Origin of the sequence: Sphingopyxis bauzanensis, assembly GCF_002205675.1 — a bacterium.
GTDB lineage: Bacteria > Pseudomonadota > Alphaproteobacteria > Sphingomonadales > Sphingomonadaceae > Sphingopyxis > Sphingopyxis bauzanensis.
In genome coordinates this window covers 729,117-750,850 of the sequence record NZ_NISK01000001.1, presented here as the reverse complement: position 1 = coordinate 750,850, position 21,734 = coordinate 729,117, and the positions used below count along the sequence as shown (strand labels likewise).

General features: G+C 62.3%; 20 protein-coding genes and 1 pseudogene. 14 read left to right on the top strand and 7 right to left on the bottom strand.

What is annotated here, in order from left to right; translation table 11 throughout:
* Nucleotides 1-283: 283 nt before the first annotated feature.
* On the top strand, nt 284-2,755 hold the full coding sequence (locus CDQ92_RS03715) for a TonB-dependent receptor plug domain-containing protein (RefSeq protein WP_088440021.1): 2,472 nt from the start codon (nt 284-286) through the stop codon (nt 2,753-2,755).
* 36 nt (nt 2,756-2,791) lie between these two features.
* Here the strand turns inward: CDQ92_RS03715 and CDQ92_RS03710 are convergent, their stop codons facing one another.
* Entirely contained in the window at nt 2,792-3,697 is a 906-nt protein-coding gene (locus CDQ92_RS03710) for a LysR substrate-binding domain-containing protein (RefSeq protein ID WP_088440020.1), read from the bottom strand.
* A gap of 55 nt (nt 3,698-3,752) precedes the next feature.
* On the opposite strand from CDQ92_RS03710, the gene CDQ92_RS03705 reads away from it, so the two are divergent.
* The 7 genes from CDQ92_RS03705 to CDQ92_RS03675 all read left to right on the top strand — a co-directional run bounded on the left by CDQ92_RS03705 (nt 3,753) and on the right by CDQ92_RS03675 (nt 13,432).
* Nucleotides 3,753-4,823 carry an amino acid ABC transporter substrate-binding protein gene (locus CDQ92_RS03705; RefSeq protein ID WP_229667234.1) on the top strand — a complete coding sequence of 357 codons (1,071 nt, stop codon included), beginning with the start codon at nt 3,753-3,755 and terminating at the stop codon, nt 4,821-4,823.
* On the top strand, nt 4,820-7,009 hold the full coding sequence (locus CDQ92_RS03700) for an ABC transporter permease subunit (RefSeq protein ID WP_088440018.1): 2,190 nt from the start codon (nt 4,820-4,822) through the stop codon (nt 7,007-7,009). Before CDQ92_RS03705 ends, CDQ92_RS03700 begins: the two co-directional genes overlap by 4 nt.
* Nucleotides 6,999-8,246: a cystathionine beta-lyase gene (metC, locus tag CDQ92_RS03695; RefSeq protein ID WP_088440017.1), complete on the top strand. Its 1,248-nt coding sequence runs from the start codon at nt 6,999-7,001 to the stop codon at nt 8,244-8,246. Before CDQ92_RS03700 ends, metC begins: the two co-directional genes overlap by 11 nt.
* Nucleotides 8,243-8,995: an amino acid ABC transporter ATP-binding protein gene (locus CDQ92_RS03690; protein WP_088440016.1), complete on the top strand. Its 753-nt coding sequence runs from the start codon at nt 8,243-8,245 to the stop codon at nt 8,993-8,995. Before metC ends, CDQ92_RS03690 begins: the two co-directional genes overlap by 4 nt.
* Nucleotides 8,996-9,279: 284 nt before the next feature.
* On the top strand, nt 9,280-11,985 hold the full coding sequence (locus CDQ92_RS03685; RefSeq protein WP_088440015.1) for a TonB-dependent receptor domain-containing protein: 2,706 nt from the start codon (nt 9,280-9,282) through the stop codon (nt 11,983-11,985).
* Between the two features lie 11 nt (nt 11,986-11,996).
* Nucleotides 11,997-12,701 (top strand): PepSY domain-containing protein, encoded by a 705-nt coding sequence (locus CDQ92_RS03680; RefSeq protein WP_088440014.1) that lies wholly within the window; start codon nt 11,997-11,999, stop codon nt 12,699-12,701.
* The gene (locus CDQ92_RS03675) at nt 12,698-13,432 is read left to right on the top strand and encodes a PepSY domain-containing protein (RefSeq protein ID WP_088440013.1); all 735 of its coding nucleotides are present in this window, start codon (nt 12,698-12,700) and stop codon (nt 13,430-13,432) included. Before CDQ92_RS03680 ends, CDQ92_RS03675 begins: the two co-directional genes overlap by 4 nt.
* Nucleotides 13,433-13,436: 4 nt before the next feature.
* On the opposite strand, the gene hutC is transcribed toward CDQ92_RS03675, so the two are convergent.
* From hutC to CDQ92_RS03660, 3 genes are all read right to left on the bottom strand, one after another.
* Entirely contained in the window at nt 13,437-14,210 is a 774-nt protein-coding gene (gene hutC / locus CDQ92_RS03670) for a histidine utilization repressor (RefSeq protein WP_088440012.1), read from the bottom strand.
* 133 nt (nt 14,211-14,343) lie between these two features.
* Nucleotides 14,344-15,081, bottom strand: coding sequence for an alpha/beta fold hydrolase (locus tag CDQ92_RS03665; protein WP_201792025.1), 738 nt, complete (start codon nt 15,079-15,081; stop codon nt 14,344-14,346).
* 109 nt (nt 15,082-15,190) lie between these two features.
* Entirely contained in the window at nt 15,191-15,919 is a 729-nt protein-coding gene (locus tag CDQ92_RS03660; RefSeq protein ID WP_088440010.1) for a class I SAM-dependent methyltransferase, read from the bottom strand.
* A gap of 91 nt (nt 15,920-16,010) precedes the next feature.
* On the opposite strand from CDQ92_RS03660, the gene CDQ92_RS03655 reads away from it, so the two are divergent.
* Complete coding sequence (locus CDQ92_RS03655) at nt 16,011-16,769, top strand: AraC family transcriptional regulator (RefSeq protein ID WP_158213758.1); 759 nt, start codon at nt 16,011-16,013, stop codon at nt 16,767-16,769.
* 188 nt (nt 16,770-16,957) lie between these two features.
* Here the strand turns inward: CDQ92_RS03655 and CDQ92_RS03650 are convergent.
* The 3 genes and pseudogenes from CDQ92_RS03650 to CDQ92_RS21540 form a co-directional block, all read right to left on the bottom strand.
* A pseudogene (locus CDQ92_RS03650) lies at nt 16,958-17,137 on the bottom strand (arsenical resistance protein ArsH); the annotation flags it as partial.
* A 186-nt stretch (nt 17,138-17,323) separates the two neighbouring features.
* Nucleotides 17,324-17,617 (bottom strand): helix-turn-helix domain-containing protein, encoded by a 294-nt coding sequence (locus CDQ92_RS03645; RefSeq protein ID WP_229667231.1) that lies wholly within the window; start codon nt 17,615-17,617, stop codon nt 17,324-17,326.
* A gap of 158 nt (nt 17,618-17,775) precedes the next feature.
* Nucleotides 17,776-18,000, bottom strand: a complete 225-nt coding sequence (locus tag CDQ92_RS21540; protein ID WP_229667229.1) for a hypothetical protein — start codon at nt 17,998-18,000, stop codon at nt 17,776-17,778.
* 121 nt (nt 18,001-18,121) lie between these two features.
* Between CDQ92_RS21540 and CDQ92_RS21535 the strand changes: the two genes are divergently transcribed.
* The 5 genes from CDQ92_RS21535 (at nt 18,122) to CDQ92_RS03620 (ending at nt 21,687) form a co-directional block, all read left to right on the top strand.
* Nucleotides 18,122-18,796: a DUF2493 domain-containing protein gene (locus CDQ92_RS21535; protein ID WP_308423602.1), complete on the top strand. Its 675-nt coding sequence runs from the start codon at nt 18,122-18,124 to the stop codon at nt 18,794-18,796.
* On the top strand, nt 18,711-19,454 hold the full coding sequence (locus CDQ92_RS03635; RefSeq protein ID WP_088440007.1) for a LuxR family transcriptional regulator: 744 nt from the start codon (nt 18,711-18,713) through the stop codon (nt 19,452-19,454). Before CDQ92_RS21535 ends, CDQ92_RS03635 begins: the two co-directional genes overlap by 86 nt.
* 82 nt (nt 19,455-19,536) lie before the next feature.
* On the top strand, nt 19,537-20,151 hold the full coding sequence (locus CDQ92_RS03630; RefSeq protein ID WP_088440006.1) for an acyl-homoserine-lactone synthase: 615 nt from the start codon (nt 19,537-19,539) through the stop codon (nt 20,149-20,151).
* Nucleotides 20,152-20,161: 10 nt separating this feature from the next.
* Nucleotides 20,162-21,067: a phytanoyl-CoA dioxygenase family protein gene (locus CDQ92_RS03625; RefSeq protein WP_237246114.1), complete on the top strand. Its 906-nt coding sequence runs from the start codon at nt 20,162-20,164 to the stop codon at nt 21,065-21,067.
* Nucleotides 21,064-21,687, top strand: coding sequence for a GntR family transcriptional regulator (locus CDQ92_RS03620; RefSeq protein WP_088440004.1), 624 nt, complete (start codon nt 21,064-21,066; stop codon nt 21,685-21,687). The genes CDQ92_RS03625 and CDQ92_RS03620 overlap by 4 nt, the downstream gene beginning before the upstream one ends.
* Nucleotides 21,688-21,734 lie beyond the last annotated feature (47 nt).

Sequence of the window (21,734 nt, the reverse complement as noted above, 5' to 3'; positions counted from 1 at the left end):
ATGTCGCCCCGCTGCTTGGGCAAGCTTCGCGATTTGTTTGGTATCGCCATGCCCGGCAGCCGCTGCACAAAAGGACGACAGAAGCGCCGACGCGTTCGTCTTCGCGTGCGGTGCTGACGGGGTGAGAGCGGTTCGAACCTGCCTTGGCGTATGGAAGTGAGATATAACCATATGGAATAACCATCTCGTTTATAGCGATGAGTAGTGATTATTTCTGGTCATGCCGATGCCGTGAAGATAGCTCGGTATTGAAGCCGAGAGCTTTCGCAAATGGGAGGGGACCATGAGGAAATTGCTTCGCACGAGTGGCTCGATTATCGCCGTCCTGGCAGCCATGTCGGCCGGCGCCGCCATCGCACAGGATAGCGCCGAAGAAGCGCCGCGAGCGGAAACGACACAGGGCGAAATCGTCGTGACGGGCACGCGGCGGAACGACCTCAAGGCGGCCGATTCCGCCCAGCCGATCGACATCATCACCGGCGCCGAACTGCTCGAAAAGGGCACCGCCGATATGAACGACCTTCTCCGCACCGAGGTCCCGTCGCTCAACGTCCAGCGCCTCGTCAGCAACGACGGCGCCGTGTTTACCCGGCCTTTCTCGCTCCGCGGCCTGCCGCCGGACCAGACGCTGGTCCTCGTGAACGGCAAGCGGCGCCATCGCGGCGCGACGGTCCAGTTCACCAATGTACCCTATATTCGCGGATCGCAGGGGCCCGACCTCTCGGCGATCCCGTCGATCGCGATCGGCCAGCTCGAGGTCCTGCGCGACGGGGCGTCGGCACTCTATGGGTCGGATGCGATCGCGGGCGTCCTGAATTTCGGTCTGCGCCGCGACCGCGAGGGCGGCCTGCTGATCGCCCGCTATGGTCAATTCTACAAGGGCGATGGCGAGGACTTTCTCGTCCAGGGCAATGTCGGGCTCCCCTTCACCGATGCGGGTTTCGTCAACATCAGCGGCGAGTATGTGAACGCCAGCACGACATCGCGCGGCATCCAGCGTCCCGACGCGCAGGCGCTTATCGACGCCGGCGTTCAGGATGTCCCGGTTCCGGCGCAGCGCTGGGGAAATCCCGAGAGCGAGGCGGCGCGTATCTTCGTCAACGCGGGCATCGATCTGTCGGACGAGATGGAGTTCTACACCTTCGGCAATTACAGCTGGAGCCGCGGCACGACGGCCTTCTTCTACCGCAATCCCAATGCCAGTTTCATTTCCACCTCGATTCCGCTCACCAATACGCCGGGCGGACAGCGATTCAGCTTCCGCCAGTTCTTTCCCGGCGGCTTTACCCCGGAGTTCGGCGCGACAGTGACCGATGCCGCGCTTGCTGCCGGCCTCAAGGGTGAATTCTCCTCGGGCCTGACCTATGACCTTAGCGCTTCCTACGGGCAGAATCATGCGTCCTACCGGATCGACAATACGGTCAATCCGTCACTTGGCCTCGCGTCGCCGACGTCCTTCAAGCCGGGGCAGCTCGAGCAGCGCGAACTCGCTTTCAATCTCGATCTCACCTACCCCATCGCGATCGGCACCTCTGATCCGCTGACTCTTGCCGGCGGTCTCGAGTATCGGCGCGAGACCTATGAGATCACGGCCGGCGATATCGCATCATGGCAGGTCGGACCCTTCGCCTCGGTTATCGATCCCGATACCGGGAACCGCGTGGGACTGCCGGTCGGCGCTAACGGGTTCCCGGGCTTCAGCCCCATCCAGGCGGGTGAGTTCGCGCGCAGCAACTGGGCCGCCTATACGTCGCTTGAAGGCAATCTCACCGACGCGCTCCAATTCGGTCTCGCGGGCCGCTACGAGAATTATTCCGACTTCGGCTCGAAATTCACCTGGAAGGTCAATGGCCGATATGATTTCTCGGACGTTTTCGCGGTGCGGGGATCGGTCAACACCGGCTTTCGTGCGCCGACGCCTGGCCAGTCGAACGCTTCGCAAGTCCAGACCAACATCGACTCCGTAACCGGCGCGCCGCTGACGGCGGGCATTATCGCGCCGAACAATCCGGTGGCGCAATTCTTTGGCGCGACGCCGCTTAAGCCCGAAAATTCGTTCAATTTCGCCGGAGGCCTCGTGGTAAAGCCTTCCAATCGCATCACCTTCACGCTCGACTATTTCAACATCAAGGTCGAAGACCGGATCGCGGTGTCGGGCAATTTCAATCTCACCCCGGCGCAGCGCGCACAGCTTGCTGCGCTCGGCATTCCCGGCGGGGACTCCTTCCAGCAGGTGAGCTTCTTCACCAACTCCTTCGACAGCCGCACCCAAGGCGTCGATGCCGTGCTGACAGTCGGCTTCGACCTTGGCGGCGGCAAGGCCACGTTGGGCCTCAACGGCAATTATACCAAGACCGACGTGATTAAGGCCTCGCCGGTGATCACCGCGGACCGTGAGCGGCTGCTTGAACTTGAGGGCTTTGTTCCGAAGTGGAAGGGCAATGCGTCCTTCACTTATGCGGGCGAGCGCTTCGGCTTCGTCGCGCGCGCCAACTATTATGGCAAATGGACCGATTATGGCGCGGCGCCGACTGCCGACCAGACGGGCGGCGCCGAACTGCTGGTCGATCTCGAGCTGTCCTACCGCGTCAGCGATATGCTCAAGCTCGCGGTCGGCGGCGAGAATATCTTCGACAATTATCCCGACGTCGAGGCGCGGCAATCCCAGATCAACAACGGGATCCGTTATCTCCGCTTCGCGCCGACCGGGTTCAACGGGGGTTTCTGGTACGTCCGCGCGACCGCTTCCTTCTGATTGATGGCCGTGACCGCCGTGCGGCGTCTTGCGTCTTCAACCGGCGTCGGAGCCGAACATCGCGTCGCGGTGCGATACGAGCACCGCGATGAAGGCCGCAGCGACTTGGGACATCGGCCTCAACTTTGGCGTGAAGAGCATATATTCGAAATGGACCTCCGGCGCGAAATCACGGACCGTAAGGCCCCGCTCGGCGTAATCAGCGGCGGTCACGGGGTTGAGGATCGAACATCCGACGCCCTGCATGACAAGGGCGCAGATGGTCATCGCATATTGGGTCTCGATGACCATCTCGCGCTGAACGCCCGCGTCCTCGAAAATGCGGTCAATGCGGTGGCGCACGCCGTCCTCGAGCGCGAGCGAAATGAAGGGCTCGCCTTCGAGATCGGCCGGCCGGATGACGTCCTTGGCGGCCAGTCGGTGACCGGCAGGGAGAACGCAGGCGCCCGGGCAGCGCAGGAAGCGCTCCATACTTATTCCGGGCAATTCGCGCGCCGGCGTCGCGAGTCCGATGTCGAACTGCTGGTTTGCCATCCATTGCCGCACCGTCGAGGAACTGCGGGTTTGCAACTGGACGGTGACGCCGGGATGCGTCTCGCGAAAGGCGGCGATCACCCGCGGCAGGAAACTGACCGCGAGCGCCGGCAGAGCGGCGATCCGGAGCGTGCCGGTCGCCATGTTGCGGATGTCTTCCGCTACCCGTTTCAAGGCCGCAATTCCCGAGAAGCTCCGCTCGACTTCATAGAAAAAGGCATCGGCTTCCGGCGTCACGGTGAGCGCGCTGCCGCGCGAGCGCAGGAAGAGCTGAAAGCCCAGCTGATGCTCGAGCTCGGCAAGCATTTTGCTCACCGCGGGTTGCGACAGGTTAAGCGACTGCGCGGCCTGGGTGACCGATCCCGAGAGCATCACGGCCCTGAAGGCTTCGAGGTGACGGAGGTTCATCGGACATTGCTCCCTATAGCTATTTCTTATGGCACTAGCATCGAAAGCCTTGTTCATGAATAGGTCGCATGCTCGGCGCCACTGGCTTCCGGCGCTGCTCGCCGCCAGCGCCGTGCTACTTGCCGGCTGCGACAGCGAGCCGGCGGCTACCGGCGGATACGAGATTGCCGCGGCGAAGGGATCGACGCTCGCGCGGATTCGCTCGCGCGGAACGCTTAACTGCGCCATTCATACGGGTCAGCTTGGCATGTCCTACCTCGACAAACGGGGACGCTGGCAGGGATTCTTCGTCGACTACTGCCGGGCGCTCGCCGCTGCGGTCCTCGGCGATGCCCGCAAGGTCCGCTTCATGCCGGTCGCCTCGAACAAGCGCTTCACGATCGTGCAGACGGGCGAGGCCGATGTCCTCTCGCGGACGACCACATGGACGCTGACCCGCGATACCGACCTCGGGGTAAATTTCGTCGGCACCATGTATTATGACGGGCAGAGCTTCTTGGTGCCCCGGCGATCGGGCGTGCGGCTGCCAGCGGATCTCGAGGGCGCATCGATCTGCATCACCAAGGGGACGACTTCCGAACTCAACACCGCTGAATATTTCGAGCGCAAGGGGTTGCGCTTCCAGTCGGTCGTGTTCGAGAATCCCGAGGAAGCAAAGCTTGCCTTCTTTGCCGGGCGCTGCGACGCGATGACCACCGACGCCTTCACGCTGACCGTGATCCGCCTCGCCGATGCCGCGCGTCCGGACGATTATGTGGTGCTGCCCGAGCGGCTTACCAAGGAGCCGGTCGGCCCCGTCGTGCGCAGCGACGACGAGCAATGGTTCGAGATTAACAAATGGGTGCTGAACGCGCTCTTCGCGGCTGAGGAAATGGGCGTCACCCGGGCGAATGCGGCGCGCATGCGCATAACCTCGCGCGACCCTGAAGTTCGCAAGATGCTCGGCGGCTTGCCGGGATTTGGCAAGTCACTCGGCCTCGATGATGACTGGGCATATCGGGCGATCGAGGCGACGGGCAATTATGGTGAGATCTTCAACCGGCACATTACGCCGCTCGGCGTCGAGCGCGGGCAGAATAAGCTCTATCGGGACGGCGGGCTGATCTACCCGCTGCCGATGCGATGATCGCGGCGCCGAGACGGCTCGCGATCGCTGCGCTGCCCTGGCTGTTTTTGGCGGGCGGGCTTGTGGCCGCCTACGGCCTGTTCGCGACATTGGCGGACAATCTGGCGGACCGGAATATCCGGACGGGATTCGGCTTCCTGTTCGACCGGGCGGGCTTCGCGATCGGTGAAACGCTGATCAGCTACGCGCCGGGCGACTCCTATGCCGCTGCGCTGACCGTGGGGCTGCTCAACACGCTTCTGATAGCGGCGCTGGGCATCATCTTCTCGACCCTCCTCGGCCTCGCGGTCTGTATGGCGCGCCTGTCTTCCAGCTGGCTGCTTGCGAGCCTCTCTGGTCTTTATATCGAGCTGGTCCGCAACATTCCGCTGCTGCTCCAGATGTTCGTCTGGTACGCCGTGCTGCTGTTCGGTCTGCCCGGCCCCGGTCCAGGCGCCGTCGGTGCGTTCGACCTCGACAATCGAGGATTGCACGTCCCGGCGCTTACCCTTGCCGATCCGGCTATGCCCGCCCTGCTGATCGCTATCATCGCCTGGGCGATCCTGTTCGCTGCCGTGCGGCGGAGGTGGGTTCGCGTGCGCACCGCGCTGGCCCTCGCCGGCATTGCTGTGGTTCCGCTGATGTTGTGGGGCGGATTTGATCTGCCGAGGGCGGGGCGCTTCGGAACCATTGGCGGATTGTCGCTCTCCACCGAGTTTCTGACACTGGTCGCCAGCCTATCGATCTATGCCTCGGCCTATCTGGCCGAGATATTCCGCGGCGCGATCCTCGCGGTTCCCGCAGGACAGAGCGAGGCCGCCAAAGCGCTCGGTCTGTCGCCCGCGCAAACGATGGGACGGATCGTGATTCCCCAGGCGCTGCGCATTGCGATACCGCCGATGACGAGCTGGCATCTCAACACGATCAAGAACAGCTCCCTGGGGGTGGCGATCGGATATCCCGAGTTTGTCTCCGTGGTCGATACCGTCATCAGCCAGACAGGCCAGGCGATCGAAGGCGTTGGCCTGATCGTCGCCACCTTCCTCCTGCTTTCGCTGTCCTTGTCGTTCGTCACCGGCCGTTATGCTCGCCGGTTGGGCTGGAGCGTCGCCGGGCAGCCCGGCCGGAGCATCCAGGTGACACGCGAATCATTTCCGCTGCGCTCGATCGCGGCTTGGCCGACATGGGTGCGGCGCAATCTGGTCAGCGGAAGGCGCCAATCGATCCTGACCTTCGCTATCCTCACCTTGACCGCGGCTCTCGTCGGCAAGGGATTCTCGTGGTTGTTGTTCGAAGCGACATTCGCCGGAGGCGCGGCCGAGTGCCGTTTGGCCAGCGGCGCCTGTTGGCCGTTCCTTCGCGAAAATGCGAGGCTCATTCTCTTTGGGACCTATCCCGAAGCCGAGCAGTGGCGGTCCGCCGCCGCCGCAACCGCGCTGCTTTCATGCCTCGCGATCTCCTTCGTCCCGCGATTTTGGCGCAGCCGCCTCGGTCTTGCCTGGCTCGGCGCGATCGCGGTCGCAGTGCTTCTGATGCACGGCGGATTCGCGGGCCTTTCCTATGTGCCGATGGAGAAGTGGAGCGGCCTGCCGGTCACACTGCTGCTCGCGAGCCTCGCGGTGGTCGGCGCTTTTCCCTTGGCCATACTCCTCGCATTCGGCCGTAGATCCACGCGGCGCGGCGTGCGCTGGCCGAGCGTCGCCTTCATCGAGTTGGTCCGCGGAACGCCCCTGATCGGCGTGCTCTTTCTCGCTGCGGTTCTGTTCCCGCTGTTCGTACCCTCCTATCTCTCGATCGACAGCCTGCCGCGCGTCCAGATCGCGCTTATTCTCTTCACCGCCGCCTATATGGCCGAGGTCATCCGGGGCGGCCTGATGGCGGTTCCCGTTGGGCAAGCCGAGGCCGCACAGGCGCTGGGTCTCACCAAGTGGCAGGCGCGGCGCCACATCCTGTTGCCGCAGGCCCTGAAAGTCAGCGTGCCGGGGCTGGTCAACACCTCGATCAGCGAGGTGAAGAATACAACCCTCGTCCTCATCGTCGGGGTCTTCGATTTGTTGCAGACGACCCGTCTTTCCTATGTCGAGGCGCAATGGCGCCCCTATTTCGCCGAAGCCTATCTCTTTACCGGGACAATCTTTTTTCTCCTCTGCTTCTCCCTGTCCCGGCTCAGCATGAAGATCGAACGGAAACTAAACTATGCAGGATAATCACGACGCACAGTGGCCCGGGGAGCCGGTGAACCCGAAGGGTCGCGCCTGGCAGGATCCGACGCGTGCCGTGCACGGCGGTCCCCGGCCGCGCGATCAGCGGGGCCTCATCAATCCGCCCGTCGATCGGGCATCGACCATTATCTATGACAGCGTCGAGGCCTATATGGATCGGCATCAAGGCCTCTACGATGAGGTCATCTATGGCCTGTACGGTACGCGAACGACCTTTGCGCTCGCCGAAGCCGTCAGCGAGCTCGAAGCCGGCTGTGCTACCGTCATCACCTCGTCTGGAACGAGCGCGATCGCGCTCACTCTCACGGCTTTCGTGGCCGCAGGCGACCATCTGCTCGTTGCGGATTGCGTCTATGGGCCGACACGTAAGTTTCTGACCGACGTGCTCGCACGTTTGGGGGTCGAGGTAGAATATTTCCGGCCCGATATCGGCGCGGAGATTGCCGGGCTGTGCCGCAGCAACACACGGCTCATCTATATGGAGACCCCGGGCTCGCAGACATTCGACATGATCGACGTGCCCGCTATTACGGCGGTCGCGCGCAGCCGGGGTATTTTGACCGCTCTGGACAATACCTGGGCGACTCCGCTCTTCTTCAAGCCCCTGGCCCATGGGGTCGATATCTCGCTTGCTTCGGCGACCAAATATCTCTCCGGACATTCCGACTGTCTGCTCGGCACGATGACGGCCGCCAGCAATGCTGTCTACCGCCAGCTCAAGGACGCGGCGGCGCGCTGGGGGAACTGCGCGAGTCCCGACAATTGCTATCTGGTCCACCGGGGCATCAGGACGCTGGATGCGCGGCTCGAACGCCACCAACGCACCGCTGCGACGCTGATCGACTGGTTCGTCGAGCAACCCGAAGTGATCGCGGTCCGCTATCCGGCCCATCCCGCCGATCCCGGTCATGCGATCTGGAAGCGGGATTTCACCGGTGCGTCCGGATTATTTGGTGTTCAGCTCGATCGCCTGACGCCGCTGGAAACCAGTGCCTTTTTTAACGAGCTCGCGCTTTTCCAGTTGGGGTCGAGTTGGGGCGGTTTCGAAAGTCTCGCGGTTCCGGCGTGGCCTGCCCCAATCCGCGATTTTCCCAATGGTGAGACCGATGGGGCCCTGATCCGTATCCACGCCGGACTCGAAGCGCCGCAAGATTTGATCGCGGACCTTGATGCGGCGTTCGCGCGCGTACGGGCGTTGCGCGGTCCGGGGCAGGCGTCATGACCGACGGTTCGGACCGCGCAGCCGTCAGCTTGCGACTGGTCGAGAAATATTATGGCGCCTATCATGCGCTCCGCGCGATAGACCTCGAAATCGCCCCGCGCGAGCGGATCGTGATCTGCGGGCCTTCGGGCTCCGGCAAATCAACGCTCATTCGCTGCATGAACATGCTCGAGGCGCCCGACTCCGGTTCCGTTCTGATCGAGGGAGTCAAGGTAACAGAGGCGTCGCGGGAGGCAGCGGCGGCGCTCCGCGCCGTCGGCATGGTCTTCCAGCAGTTCAATCTGTTTCCGCACAAGACGGTGCTCGAAAATTGCACCCTGGCGCCGGTCCTGCTTGGCGGCCTGTCTCTTCCGGAGGCCGAAGCGCGCGCCATATCCTATTTGGACAAAGTGAGGATCGGCGACCAGGCGGGCAAATATCCGGGGCAGCTTTCGGGCGGGCAGCAGCAGCGGGCGGCTATAGCCCGCGCGCTGGCGATGGAACCCCGGATTCTCCTCTTCGACGAGCCGACTTCGGCACTCGATCCCGAGATGATCAAGGAGGTGCTCGATGTGATGACGGCGCTTGCTGGTGAAGGACGGACGATGGTGTGCGTAACGCACGAAATGGGATTCGCGCGCGAGGCGGCCGATCGCATTCTTTTCATGGACCAAGGGCAGATCATCGAAGACGCAAGACCGGCCGATTTTTTCGCCGCGCCGAAAAGCGAGCGCGCACGGACCTTTCTCGAACAGATACTTTCGCACTGAGCGATCTCATATCGGCCGTCTCGCGTTGCGCCGACCCAGTTATCCTGTCATTTCATGAGCAGGCCACAGCTGTAGCCGGCCGCCTCCTTGCGCAAAAAGGCTTGAGCCAGCAAAAAAATTTCAAATTTGGTGAGGGGTACAGCGCCCGGATGCGTATTTAATATGTATCATGCGTCCGCGATTTTCATCATAACTAATTGATATGATTCAATAAATTGCTATTGACCTGTATATACATTTGGTGCTTTCTGACGGGAATCAAGTAACCATCAGGGGGTTTCGCTATGATGACCAGGACAATTTTGCTCGCCAGCGCCGCGGCGGTCGCCACCTTTGCAACGCCAGTGTTCGCGCAGAGCGAGACTGCTCCGCAGTCACCCGCCGCCGAGGACGCGCCGAACGGATCGGACATCGTCGTGACCGGATCGCGCATCCGCAGGCAGGACCTCGCCGGCGTCGGTCCCGCGACGGTCGTGTCGGCCGAGCAGATCGAGAACACCGGGGTCGTCAATATAGAAACGGTGCTGCAGCGCCTTCCCGCCAACGCCGGCTTTGCGGGCAACCAGACCTCGGCCTATTGGGCGAACAACGGTTATGGCACGGCGCAGGTCAACTTGCGCGGCCTCGGCATCAAGCGCACCCTCGTGCTGCTCAACGGCCGCCGCCTCGTCGCGGGTGGCACGGGTGCGAACTCGTCGCCCGACCTCAACATGATCCCGGTCGCCGCGCTCGCGCGCACCGATGTCCTCAAGGACGGTGCATCGGCGATCTACGGCGCCGACGCCATGGCGGGCGTGGTCAACCTCGTGACCCGCACCGACTATGAAGGTCTCGGCCTTAGCGTGCGGCAGGGGATCACCGAAAAGGGCGACGGCTCGGACTTCACCGCCGATCTTCTGTGGGGCGTCCGGAACGATCGCGGCGGTTTCATGGCCGCTGTTACCTATCAGAAGACCAGCGCGGTCAATATGGCATCGCGCGCGCCCTGTTCGCTCGCCGAAACCACGCCAGGCCAGCTGAGCTGCGTCAACAGCGCATCGACGATCGGCGGCCGCGCGGTGCTGCCGAACGGCCAGCAGATCAACTTCAACCAGGTGCTCGGCGGCAACGGCAATTTCTTCGAGCCCTACAGCGCAGCGAAGCATAATTTCAATTCGAACCCGTTCCTCAACGCGGTGAGCCCGGTCGAGCGCGTCAGCACGGCCTTCTTCGCCGACTATGACCTCAGCGACAACATCGAGGCGTTTGGCGAATTTCTCTATACCTTTCGCAAGTCGAACCAGATCGCGACCCCCGGAACGCTGCGCAACCTGTCGATCGCGGCAAGCAATCCGACCAACCCCACCGGCCAGAACATCGTCCTAGTCCAGCGGCGCCTTGCCGAGCCGGGACCGCGCCAGTTCTTCCAGGAAACCGACACCTGGCAGGGCACCTTCGGTTTGCGCGGCAAGCTGTCGAACAACTGGGGCTGGGAAGTCGCCGGCGCGTTCGGCCGCAACACCGCGGTTGATGGTTCGACAAATATCGCCAATCTCGAGCGCGTCGCCAACACGCTCGATACCAGCAAGTGCAGCCTCGCCGCGGGCGCGTCGATCCCCTGCGCTGACTATTTGGGCTTCGGCGATCTGACCCCGCAAGCGCTCGACTATATCCTCTTCACCTCGCGCGATCGGGGAGGCAATGAACTCGCGACCGTCACCGCGGATCTGAACGGCGACCTCTTCAAGCTGCCCGCGGGCCCCGTGTCGTTCGCCGCCGGCGTCGTCTACCGCAAGGAGAAGGGCTGGCGCGATCCCGATCCGCTGACCGTGCTCGGCATCGCCAATACCAACCAGCAGGATCCGATCTCGGGGACGAGCACGGCGAAGGAAGCCTATCTGGAACTGTCGGTTCCGATTCTTGCCGGCAAGCCCTTCTTCGAATCGCTGACGGCGGGCGGAGCGGTGCGCTATTCGGACTATGACCTGTTCGGCAGCGACTGGAACTACAAGGCCAGCCTCGACTGGATGATCAGCGACAGCTTCCGTCTGCGCGGCACCTACGGCACGGGATTCCGCATCCCCAACGTTCCCGAACTGTTCGGCGGCGTATCCGAGGGCAATCTCACCACCACCGATCCCTGCTCGCGCTATGCGACCAGCGGCAATGCGACGCTGATCGCCAATTGTCAGGCGTCGGGCGTACCGGCCAATTATGTCCAGTTGGGCACGACGATCCTGACGACGGTCGGCGGCAACGAGAATCTGAAACCCGAGAGTTCGACGACCTGGACAGTCGGCACGGTCATCTCCCCGAAGGGGCTCATCCCGGGCCTTTCGCTCACCGCCGACTGGTTCGACATCAAGATCAAGGACGCGATCCGTGCAATCCCCGGGTCGACCAAGCTCGGAATATGCTACGCGAGCCAGAATCTCTCGCATCCTTTCTGCGAAGATTTTACGCGCAGCCCGCTGACCGGCGAGGTCACCTTCCTCTCCGCTCAGCCGATCAACACCGGGCGTGAGGAAATGAATGGCCTCGATCTTGGTCTTGTCTACAACAACGACATCGGCAGCGTGAACATCTCGCTCGACGTCAACCTGACCTACCTAAACAAATATGTCGTCCTGCCTTTCCCGGGCGGCGCGCCGATCGATTTCGACGGCTTCATCGGCGGCGGTAATGGTGGCTATCCGAAGTGGCGCGGTTATGGCGTGTTGACGGCCGAAAAGGACGGGATCAGCGCGACCTGGTCGACGCAGTGGATCGGCAAGGCGACCGACTTCAACGCCGCGCCCGGAGAAATCGGCTACAGCACGCCGAACGTCTTCTATCATAATCTTCAGGTCGCTTTTGAGATCGACGAGAAAACGCGGTTCCAGGTCGGAGTCGATAATCTGTTCGATCGCAAGGCGCCCTATATCCAGAGCTTCACCGATGCGAACACCGATACGATGACCTATGACCTGCTCGGCCGGCGCTTCTATGTCGGCTTCCGCACCGCCTTCTGAGGAATTCGAAGATGGCGATCCGTTGGCCGCTGCTTGTTCGGCGGACGCATAAATGGCTGGCGCTGGTGGTCGGCGTCCAGGCGCTGCTCTGGACATTGACCGGCTTCTACATGGTGGTCGTTCACATCGACACCATCCACGGCGATCATCTGGTGCGCTCCCCGGTGACCCAGCCCTTCGACCTCGACGGCCTCGCAGCGCCGTCGAAGGTCGTCGCGGCCGCGCCGGGGGTCTCCGAAATCCGCCTCCAGCGCTTTTCGGGCCGTCCGGTCTGGCGCGCTGAAACGCCCGACGGGCCGCGCCTGTTCGACGGCCGCTCGGGTGCGCCGCTGCCTCTCCTGACCGAGTCCCAGGTTCGCGAGCAGGCGCGGCGCATCTATGCCGGCGACGGCGATATCGTTGCGGTGCGGCTGCTTACCAAAGCGCCGCAGGAAATGCAGTCGCGCAAACCGCCCTATTGGCAGGTCGAGTTCGAAGGCTGGAACCGCCCGACGCTCTACCTGTCGCCGCAGACGGGCGAGTTGATCTCGCGTCGCCACGCGCTGTGGCGCGTCTTCGACTTCGCGTGGATGCTCCACATCATGGATTATGACGAGCGCACCGACGTGAACAATCCGCTGCTCCGCGTCGCGACCTGGAGCGCCTTTGCCATGGCACTGACGGGCGCATGGCTGCTGATCTGGTCCTTCAAGCGCCGCAAGAGGAAGAAGGCATGAAGATGATACGCCTCTCGCCGCTTTTCTTCCGGCGCATCCACAAATGGGTCGGACTCATTCTCGGGCTCCAGTTCCTGCTTTGGGCCTTGAGCGGCTCGGTGATGGCGCTGCTCGACAAGGACAAGGTCGGCGGTCACGGCGGCGGGATGAGCCACGCGCATCCCTTGCCGGCGGGTGAATATTTCGACGTCGCCGCCTTGCCGCGCGGTGAACCCGTCACCGGCGTGGTCCTGCGCGATCTTGGCGCCCGGCCGGTGTATGAGCTGCGCTCGGCCAAGGGCGTCCGGCTGGTCGATGCGACGAGCGGCGAGGATGTTCGTGTCGACGCGGCGCTTGCCCGCGACGTCGCGGTGATGATGAACGAGGCGCCGATCCGCAAGGTGAGCGTGCTCGCAAAGCCGAACCTCGAATCGCGCGATTTCGAAGGCGCCATGTGGCGCGTCGACTTTGCCGATGCCGAGAATAGCAGCGCCTATGTTTCGCTCGACACCGCGCGTTTTCTGGTGATGCGCGGCGATACCTGGCGCACTTGGGACTTCTTCTGGATGCTCCACAATATGGATTACATCAACCGGTCGAGCTTCAACCACCCGCTGATCATCTTCGTCGCCTTTGGCGCGCTGTGGCTTTCGGGGACCGGCTTCTACCTGTTGTTCAAGAGCTTCAGCCGCGCCGACTTCCGCTGGCTGCGCCGCCGCCGCAAGCCCCAAGTGACCGCCAGCACGACCTGACGTATCAGCCGTCGACCGAAAAGGCGGCCGAAAGCTCGAAGCGCGTGCCCGGATGGGAAAGCCAGGCGTGCGACACCAGGCGCCCGCGGCTCCAGGTCCGCCGGGTCATCCGCAGGACAGGCTCCCCCTCCTTCAGGCCGAGCATGCCGCGCGTGCGCGCATCGGGCATCGTCGCGCAAACGCGGTGCTCGACCCGCTCGAGCGGGGCGGTGCGCGTCAGATATTCGTTCGGCGTGAGTTGGGTGAAATCGAGCGCGCCATAGTCTGGCGCCGCCGACGCGAGCACGAACCGCTCCTCAAGCTGGATCGGAAACTCGGCCTCATGGTGGACAATGATCGAATGGAAGATTTTCGTACCCACCGACACTTCGAGCAGCGCCGCGGTTTCGGCGCCGGCCTTCTCTTCGCTATTCTGGATGACCCGGGCCCGGTAGTCGTGACCGCGTCCGCGAATTTCATCTGCGATGTTTCGGATTTCGATCATGTGCCCGATCGGTTTCGGCTCGGCGATGAATGAGCCGCTGCCTGCGCGCCGGGTGATAACACCTGCCGATTGCAACTCGCGAAGCGCCCGATTTGCGGTCATGCGCGACACGTCAAATTTCTCGACGAGCTCGGATTCCGACGGGATGCGATCGCCAGGCTTCAAGCTCCCGTTACGAACCGCATCCGATATGCTCTGCTTGATCGCGGCATAGCGAGGAGGAGCGTCTTGGGTGCCATGTCCGGCCGGCGATCGGTCGATCCCGTTTGAGCTTGTTCGAAAAGGAATTTCCATCACCCGTCTATACAGGTGAGACCGTCCAAATTCCAAGTGTTCCGACATGAATTTCCGATAGGCCTTACAAAGTCATACGGCTGCGGCACAGGGTCGGCGGCATCGGCGCGACTGCGACCCGAGGAGGCTGATTTCATGCGGATGCTGTGGGCAGCGCCGAAAGCTCGTTCAGGAATTCGCGAATGGCAGGCGCGAAGCATCGCGCAAAATCTTCGGTTGTCACTATCGCGTCCGACATTTCTGCCGCAGCAAGCTTGCCGTGCGGCAGCAGGTGAGCGAGCTGCTTCGCTAGGGCTATGGGATGCCTCTCATCCATTCCTGGAATGACCAACGCCGGCATATTTATGTCTGCGAGTTCGCCGACGCTGCGGAAGGCGCGGTCCTCACCGATTGCCGCCGCAGCCGCAATGCTGGCGGAAGTGCTTCGCGGAATCGCGTCGTAAACCATCTCGCGAATGACCGGCGCGAGATTCGGCAGGATTGGCGCCCACGCCGCATGAAGCCCTTCCTCGCGGACGCGCGTCGCGAACTCGCGCATGAATGCCGTTTCAGCCGCTTTGGCCTCGTCGTCTTCGATGTCTTCAACGCTGATCAAAATGGCCGCTCTCACTCTCTCCTTGTGGGCGAGTGCGGTTCGTAAAGTGATCGTGGCGCCAAGTCCCGCGCCGCCGACGATGGCGGAATCGACTTTCAGGTGATCGAGAAGCGACATCACGTCGGCAGAGTAGGACGTCCAGGTATGTTTCGCGTTTTCGCTGCAAGGGGACCGGCCATAGCCACGGATATCGGGCAGCACTACCGCACGCCGGTCGCACAGCCGGCGCGCCAACGGTATCAGGCTCTGGTGGTCGGGGCCGCCGCCATGCATCATTATAACGACGTGGGAGGTCGACAGCCGGTGATTGGGATCGACCAGCGCAGCGCAGAGCGGCCAGCCATCGGGCCCGGAATAGAATATGTCGATTATGTCGGTCGTCATGCTAATCCCCACGCGTTGCCGAGAAGATTATCGCACCGTCATCCGAAAGACCATTTAATCGGGCTACATCTAGCAACCTCTCCAGATCGTCACGCAACCCGCAAGCTTCCGGGATAGAGTGAAGCCTCTGTTTTGCCGATATTTCCATCTGCGGAACCGAGAGAGGCACGAGAAGAAGTCTGCAGGAATAGTCGAGCTTAAAGCCGGCGGTGAGAAATGGGGCGGCAAGTTCAGCCGGCTGGGGGCAGGAATTGTGGACAAGGCCGACCCGGCGATCGATTAGCTTCAGCCACTCGTCGTATCGCTGTGCTGCCAGCTGCGATGGAATCGACACGTCGTACCAGCAATCCAACACAACGACACCGAGCCGGGCCACCCTGATGGCTTCCTGAAGCCCTCTGTGAAGCGTCTCCAGATGGTGCGCGGCATATTCCAAAGTCACCACATCAAAGCTCTGGTCCGCGAATGGAAGCGCCTCTGCGCGGGCGTGCCGAACGTCCAACCCTATCGCGCGGGCTTCCGCTACTGCCTCTTCCTCCGGGTCTATGCCGACGCAATGAGCGACATGGGCCTCCCGGAGTGCCTGCATCGAAGCGCCATTGCCGCATCCCACATCCAGTACCGACGAAGGCTCGAAGGAAAGCACACGGGACAGGAATTCTTTGCGATACTCTGTGTGCGGGCGGGGCCTCTCTTCGGGCTCCTGCCGTTGGATCATCTTCAATGACATTTGCAACTCCACCTGATGAGCTCTGGTAGGCAATCCAAACGACGTCGTATATGTGCTCCGACGACAAGAAATGTTCAGTATCGGACACAGTATGACCAATAGCGCAGGCACGGCCGACGCTCTTTCAGTCGAGCGTGCAGTCTTCCCAGCGGGGTTCAAAGGGATGTGGCATAGCCACCCGGCAGCGCAGCTCATTTATCCTGGTCGAGGTGTGATGATGCTCGAGACGGAAGCTGGATGCTGGGTGGTCCCGCCCCATCAAGCCTGTTGGCTTCCTTCCGCTGAAAATCACCGGGTGCAAAGCTCGGCGGGTTTCGAAATGCTCAGCGTTTACTGCCGCGGGAGCGTGCTCAGCCGGCTGCCCGCGGCTCCCGGTGTCGTCGCGGTGAGTGGCCTTCTGCGCGAGTGCATCTTTGCCCTCGAAACGGCAGGGCCGCGCTCCCGGCGCGTCAGTTTGGCAATCCTGTTTGCCCAAGAAGTGTCTGTCGATAGCGCCCCGCGCCTCTTTGTCCCTCAGCTGCATTCCTCGCGTCTCAGAAAAATCGAGGCCGCGCTCTCGAGGGAGCCCGGGAATGACAAACCCCTATCGCAGTGGGCGAACGAACTGGGCGCGACCAGCAGAACCTTGGCCCGCGCATTCGAGCGTGAAGCGAATATGACTTTCACTGCCTACAGAAAGCAGGCGCGACTTCGGGCGGCTCTGGTACGCTTGGCCGAAGGAGAGCCCATCACCAATATCGCCCTTGATTTGTCATTTGGTTCGGCGAGCAATTTCATACGTATGTTCCGCCAGGCCACGGGCTTCACCCCGGGAAAGTATTTCCAAAATCGGTCCAGGCAGAAATCGTAGGTGAATGAATTTCGGGACGCCGCAATTGGGCTTTCGGACAGGCGAAGCTAGCGGTTAACCGACCAACTCAACTTAATCGCGCGAATCATCCTACCCGCTCTACAGAAAGAAGGTATGAGGGCGATCTTCCCGGGGCAACGGACACTGGCCGAACAGCGCAGCGACGCGCCGTCAGGCTTTTTCTTCGCCTACGCCGCCGATGCGCCCGGAATTTTGGCAAGCTCCGCCGGGGTCAACACCGGTTCGTTGCGATCCTTGCGCTCGGAATAGCGATCGACAAGCTGATCGGCATGGCCGCGCGTGAGCACAGTGAACCGCACAAGCTCCTCGGCGACATCGATGATGCGGTCATAATAGCTCGATGGCTGTGGATCGGCTCGGAAGCGGGACCCCGTCAGATTTCAGCCAACTCTCTGCAATTGAACGGGAAACGATCTGACGCCGGGGTCCCGATCGGCGCTGATTTGGACCCCATCGATATCCCTTCTTCGCAATTTATCTCAAATAGTTGCGCGGCGCAGAGGCAGGGTTACACTTCGGTGCCGATCCACAGACTAAGGCTTTTGCCGCGGGGCCAGCCGCGTTCGAGTGGGTAGGTCGCTGCTGGCAAGCGTCTGGCCAAGTGTATCGCGACCTATGTCAGCAATCTCTCCGAGACCCTCGAGTAGGCCGAGCGCCTGCAGGACGGCCGCATAGATACCGATGCCCACATTGGCGTTACCGGCCTCGACTTTCTGCAGAGTTGGCCGCGACGTGAAAGCGCGCTCGGCAACGATCGCCATTGGCAGCCGCCGACGGCGGCGCGCGTCGTGGATGTCACGCCCGAGTTTACGCAATGTGCGGCGCACGGCGGCCGGAGGATGATGAGGAGTAGGCATGTAAACTTCGCTTTCCACAAAACCAGCTTTATGTAATACGAAGATTACAATATTTCTATAACATTCTGTCAGCCTTTGAAGCCAATACGATGATCATGGGCGTCTCACACGCGTTCAAGCGCTCGGTACTAGTCGTCAGACCACTGATAATGGTCCTTCAACTTGTTCATACAGCTATAGGCTAAAATGCCTCTTATCTGCAGCTGGCCGACAACGATGCCGGGCGCGACGCCCTGCGCTGCCGCAAAACGTTTCACTTCCTCCGGACTGCCGGCGAAGTCGGCAATAAAACGATGCAAGTCGGCTTGCGGAACGAGGAAGTTGGCGGCCCAAGCGCTGGCTTCTTCCTCCAACGCCGGATCGGCATTGCTATACCCGTTACCGTCGAGGAAAACCGCGTTGCGGCTGAAAAGGAGGATATGGACCGATCCACAGTCATCAGACGGTCTGAGCTATGGCGTTCAATGCGAACGGATGGCGTCCAGATCGCTCTGCGACGGGTCCATTTCGAATCACCGCGCGGTCTGGGACTGTCTCGACCGGGCGCGAAATCGACATTCCATCATGATACTGCTGCATGGCGCGACGCTGACGGGCGCCGAGCGCGCAGCGGCATGCTGGGCTGAAAGCCGGGGTCTCGTTCAGGTCGCCTTTCGACCCGACTGGAACCGCCACGGAAAAGCGCCGCCGTTTAAGCGGAACGTCCCGATGCTCTACGCGCTGCCCGTCGGGGGTGATCGTCTATCCTGGAACCGGAATTCAGGACAATTTCGCCCACAAGGCGCGCAAGATGGGAATTCCGATCTGGGATTTTCGGAACAGATCAAGCTGAAGCCGCGCGGCGCGCCGTTTTGGAAATTAGCCTCAATCTGGTTCTATCTCTCGAATATAGTAGGAATATATGAGCTAAGCCGCCATTTTCACATTCTCCCACGATCGCCTGGACCAGCGGCGGTCCCGCTGTCGGCGGCCGGCCTTGTAAGAGGGCGGGGCATGCCGGCCCTTACGAGGGGCACGCAGATCGACTGGTTCGGAAACGGCGGTCGGCGCGCCAGGATTCGTAATGCCGACGATCGACACCGCCCACGCCTTCGAGCTGGAGTTCGCGCATGTAAAAAACGGGACCAATCTGGCCGACCTGCTTCGTGACGCCTGCGCCTACATGGGCTGCGCCTGGTTCGCGCTCAGCCACCATGTCGATTTTCTCGCCACGCCCGAGAAGGGTGTGCGGCTTCACAATTATCCGGACGAGTGGGCCTATTGGTTCGATCAGAACCGCCTCGGGCCGTCCGATCCGGTACACCGGGCGAGCCAGCGCAGCAGGGCGGGCTTTCTCTGGCACGACATGCGGCGCTACGATGCACCGCGCCCCGGTGATGAGATCATCCTCGCCGAAGCCCGGCGCCATGGCATCGGCGACGGGCTGACAGTGCCCGCCCATCTTCCCGGTGATGCCCATGGCTCGGTGTCATTTGCGTGGCGGCCCGGCTCCGCGGCCGATCCGGACGCGCTCCAATTTGCGCGCATGATCGGCGGCGCCGCCTTCGAAGCGGCGCACCGGATCGCCCCTCCCGAAAGACTGCACATCGGTCCGCGCCTGACCCACCGCCAGCGGCAATGCCTCATCCGGGCCGCTCAGGGCAATCCAATTCGGCAGATCGGACTCCATCTCGACATCTCGCCGGACACCGTGCGCGAGCACCTGCGCAACGCCCGCCAGCGCTATGGCGCCAATGGCGGCACCGTGCTGACGGTTCGAGCGCTTTATAATGGCGACATCAGCTTCGCCGATCTCGTTCACCGCTAAAAACGCCTGCACCCCCCTATCATGCTATGGTGCAGCTGAAAAAAGCGGTTCAATTGGATCGCCTCTTTGAAAGGAGGCATCCATGTTACTTATCATCGACCATCAGAACCGCGCGCGCGAACATCGAGCCCTTCGCTCGATGTTCGAGGCGCGTAAGCGTGTTTTCATCGACCTTCTAAAATGGGACCTTCCGGCGCTTGCCGGCCGGTTCGAGCTCGACCATTTCGACGATGTCGATGCGACCTATCTCATCGTGACCGATGGCGATGGCGAGCATCTCGCCTCGGCGCGGCTGCTTCTCACCACGCAGCCCGGGCTTCTGGACAGTCTGTTCCCCCAGCTCGTTGACGGACCGGTCCCGCAGGGACCCGAGGTTCTCGAAATCACCCGCTTCTGCCTGTCGCCAGGGATCGGGGCGCGGCAGCGGAGGGTCGCGCGCGATTCGCTGCTGGTGGGACTTGTCGAATTCGCACTCGCTAACTCTATCCGCACCTATACCGGCGTCGCCGAGCCCGGCTGGTTCCGGCAGATCGAGGCTTTCGGCTGGGACTGCCGGGCGCTCGGCGCGCCCTGCCTTCACGGCGGCCAGGCGCTCACGGCGCTTCGCATCGACCTCGACGGTTCCACCATCTCCCGCCTCGCCGCAGCGGGCATTGTCAGCAAGGCGGCCGCGGTCTCCGCGGCGCGCGCCGCGTGAGGAGGGCATGATGATTGCTCATCCGGACATGGCAGTAATGACTGCCTGCCATTCGCCCGCAGGATGTGAGTTGCTCGAACAGGGCTATACAATCCTGCGCGGTGCGGCTTCCGCTTCGCTGATCGGCGGCGTCGCGCGCGATCTCGAACCGCGTTTCGCGGCGACGCCCTTTTGCGAAGGCGGATTTTACGGCGAGCGTACCAAGCGCTTCGGCCGACTTCTCATCCGCTCGCCGCTTATGGGCGACCTGGTGATGCACCAGCCGATCCTCGATCTTGCGGAACTCGCGCTCGGGAACTGGTGCGAGAGGATCCAGCTCAACCTCGCGCAGGCGATTGAACTTCATCCCGGCGCGCTCGCACAGTTTCCGCATCGCGATCAGGACATGTGGCAGGGCTCCCTCGGCGAGGTAGAATATCTCGTCAATGTCATGTGGCCGCTGACCGGTTTCACCGAGACGAACGGGGCAACGCTGATCTGGCCAAGGAGCCATGGTGTCGCAGCGCTCGTCGAGCAGCCGGCCGAGCCGCCGATCGTCGCGGAAGCGGAGCCGGGCGACGCGATCGTCTTTCTCGGCTCCACCCTGCACGGCGCGGGGGCGAATCGCAGCGTGGTCGCGCGGCGCGGCATCATCGTCAGCTACTGTCTCGGGTGGCTCAAGCCCTATGAAAACCAATGGTTGGCCTATCCGCCCGAGGTCGCGAAAGACTTTTCGGCCGACCTTGCGGCGCTGGCAGGTTATGCGCAGCACCGCCCCAACCTCGGCAACTTCGAAGGCCAATGTCCGTCGGTCCTGTTCGGCGGCTACCCTGCCGAGCCGCTCGCCGCGGTCGACGCGCTCCGCCCCGACCAGGGCGCGCTGCTTGCAGATCATATAGGCCGGCAACGATCCGCGCATAGTGAGCGAGCGGCATGAACGCCGGCTCGACGATGGAGCGGGTCTATCTCGATCTCAAGGCGCGGATCGTCGGCGGTGCCTATCCGCCGGGGACGCGCCTCGATCCCTTCCACCTCGCCAAGCGGTTTGCCGCAAGCCCGACGCCGGTGCGTGAAGCGCTCCATCGCCTGTCGGGCGAACGCATTGTCGACAGCTGGCACCAGGAAGGATTCCGGCAACCGATCTTCGCCGAATCCGACCTCAGCGACATTTATCGCTGGACCGGCGCGCTCGTCGGGCTTGCGCTCGGCGCGCCAGCAATTCGGTCTATAGAGCCAGCGACATCGCTCGTGGCGATGGAGGTCGAAGATTATCCGGCGCGAGTCGCGCGGTTGTTCCGGGCGATCGCCCTTCTCAGCGACAATCGTGAGCTTCGTTACGCGATCGTCAATTCCGTCGAGCGGAGCGAGTTTTTTCGCCCGGTCGAAGTGCGGACCGATCCCGGTGCAGAGGAGCAATTAGCCACAATGGAGACGGCATATCAGGCGCAGCGCTGGGCCGAACTTCGCAGCAAAAGCGCCGCATTTCACCGTCGGCGGGTAGCGCGGGCGGGCCGGGTCGTCGCCGAACTTCGGCCGCGCTCGCAAACAATCGAATGATATTCTCCGGATCGTGAAAACACATAAATTCTATCTTTTCCAGCGGC

Coding starts and splice junctions, on each gene's coding strand:
- CDQ92_RS03715 (WP_088440021.1), top strand. CDS start 284: ATGAGGAAATTGCTTCGCACGAGTGGCTCGATTATCGCCGTCCTGGCA.
- CDQ92_RS03710 (WP_088440020.1), bottom strand. CDS start 3,697: ATGAACCTCCGTCACCTCGAAGCCTTCAGGGCCGTGATGCTCTCGGGA.
- CDQ92_RS03705 (WP_229667234.1), top strand. CDS start 3,753: ATGAATAGGTCGCATGCTCGGCGCCACTGGCTTCCGGCGCTGCTCGCC.
- CDQ92_RS03700 (WP_088440018.1), top strand. CDS start 4,820: ATGATCGCGGCGCCGAGACGGCTCGCGATCGCTGCGCTGCCCTGGCTG.
- metC (WP_088440017.1), top strand. CDS start 6,999: ATGCAGGATAATCACGACGCACAGTGGCCCGGGGAGCCGGTGAACCCG.
- CDQ92_RS03690 (WP_088440016.1), top strand. CDS start 8,243: ATGACCGACGGTTCGGACCGCGCAGCCGTCAGCTTGCGACTGGTCGAG.
- CDQ92_RS03685 (WP_088440015.1), top strand. CDS start 9,280: ATGATGACCAGGACAATTTTGCTCGCCAGCGCCGCGGCGGTCGCCACC.
- CDQ92_RS03680 (WP_088440014.1), top strand. CDS start 11,997: ATGGCGATCCGTTGGCCGCTGCTTGTTCGGCGGACGCATAAATGGCTG.
- CDQ92_RS03675 (WP_088440013.1), top strand. CDS start 12,698: ATGAAGATGATACGCCTCTCGCCGCTTTTCTTCCGGCGCATCCACAAA.
- hutC (WP_088440012.1), bottom strand. CDS start 14,210: ATGGAAATTCCTTTTCGAACAAGCTCAAACGGGATCGACCGATCGCCG.
- CDQ92_RS03665 (WP_201792025.1), bottom strand. CDS start 15,081: ATGATGCATGGCGGCGGCCCCGACCACCAGAGCCTGATACCGTTGGCG.
- CDQ92_RS03660 (WP_088440010.1), bottom strand. CDS start 15,919: ATGTCATTGAAGATGATCCAACGGCAGGAGCCCGAAGAGAGGCCCCGC.
- CDQ92_RS03655 (WP_158213758.1), top strand. CDS start 16,011: ATGACCAATAGCGCAGGCACGGCCGACGCTCTTTCAGTCGAGCGTGCA.
- CDQ92_RS21535 (WP_308423602.1), top strand. CDS start 18,122: ATGGCGTCCAGATCGCTCTGCGACGGGTCCATTTCGAATCACCGCGCG.
- CDQ92_RS03635 (WP_088440007.1), top strand. CDS start 18,711: ATGCCGACGATCGACACCGCCCACGCCTTCGAGCTGGAGTTCGCGCAT.
- CDQ92_RS03630 (WP_088440006.1), top strand. CDS start 19,537: ATGTTACTTATCATCGACCATCAGAACCGCGCGCGCGAACATCGAGCC.
- CDQ92_RS03625 (WP_237246114.1), top strand. CDS start 20,162: ATGATTGCTCATCCGGACATGGCAGTAATGACTGCCTGCCATTCGCCC.
- CDQ92_RS03620 (WP_088440004.1), top strand. CDS start 21,064: ATGAACGCCGGCTCGACGATGGAGCGGGTCTATCTCGATCTCAAGGCG.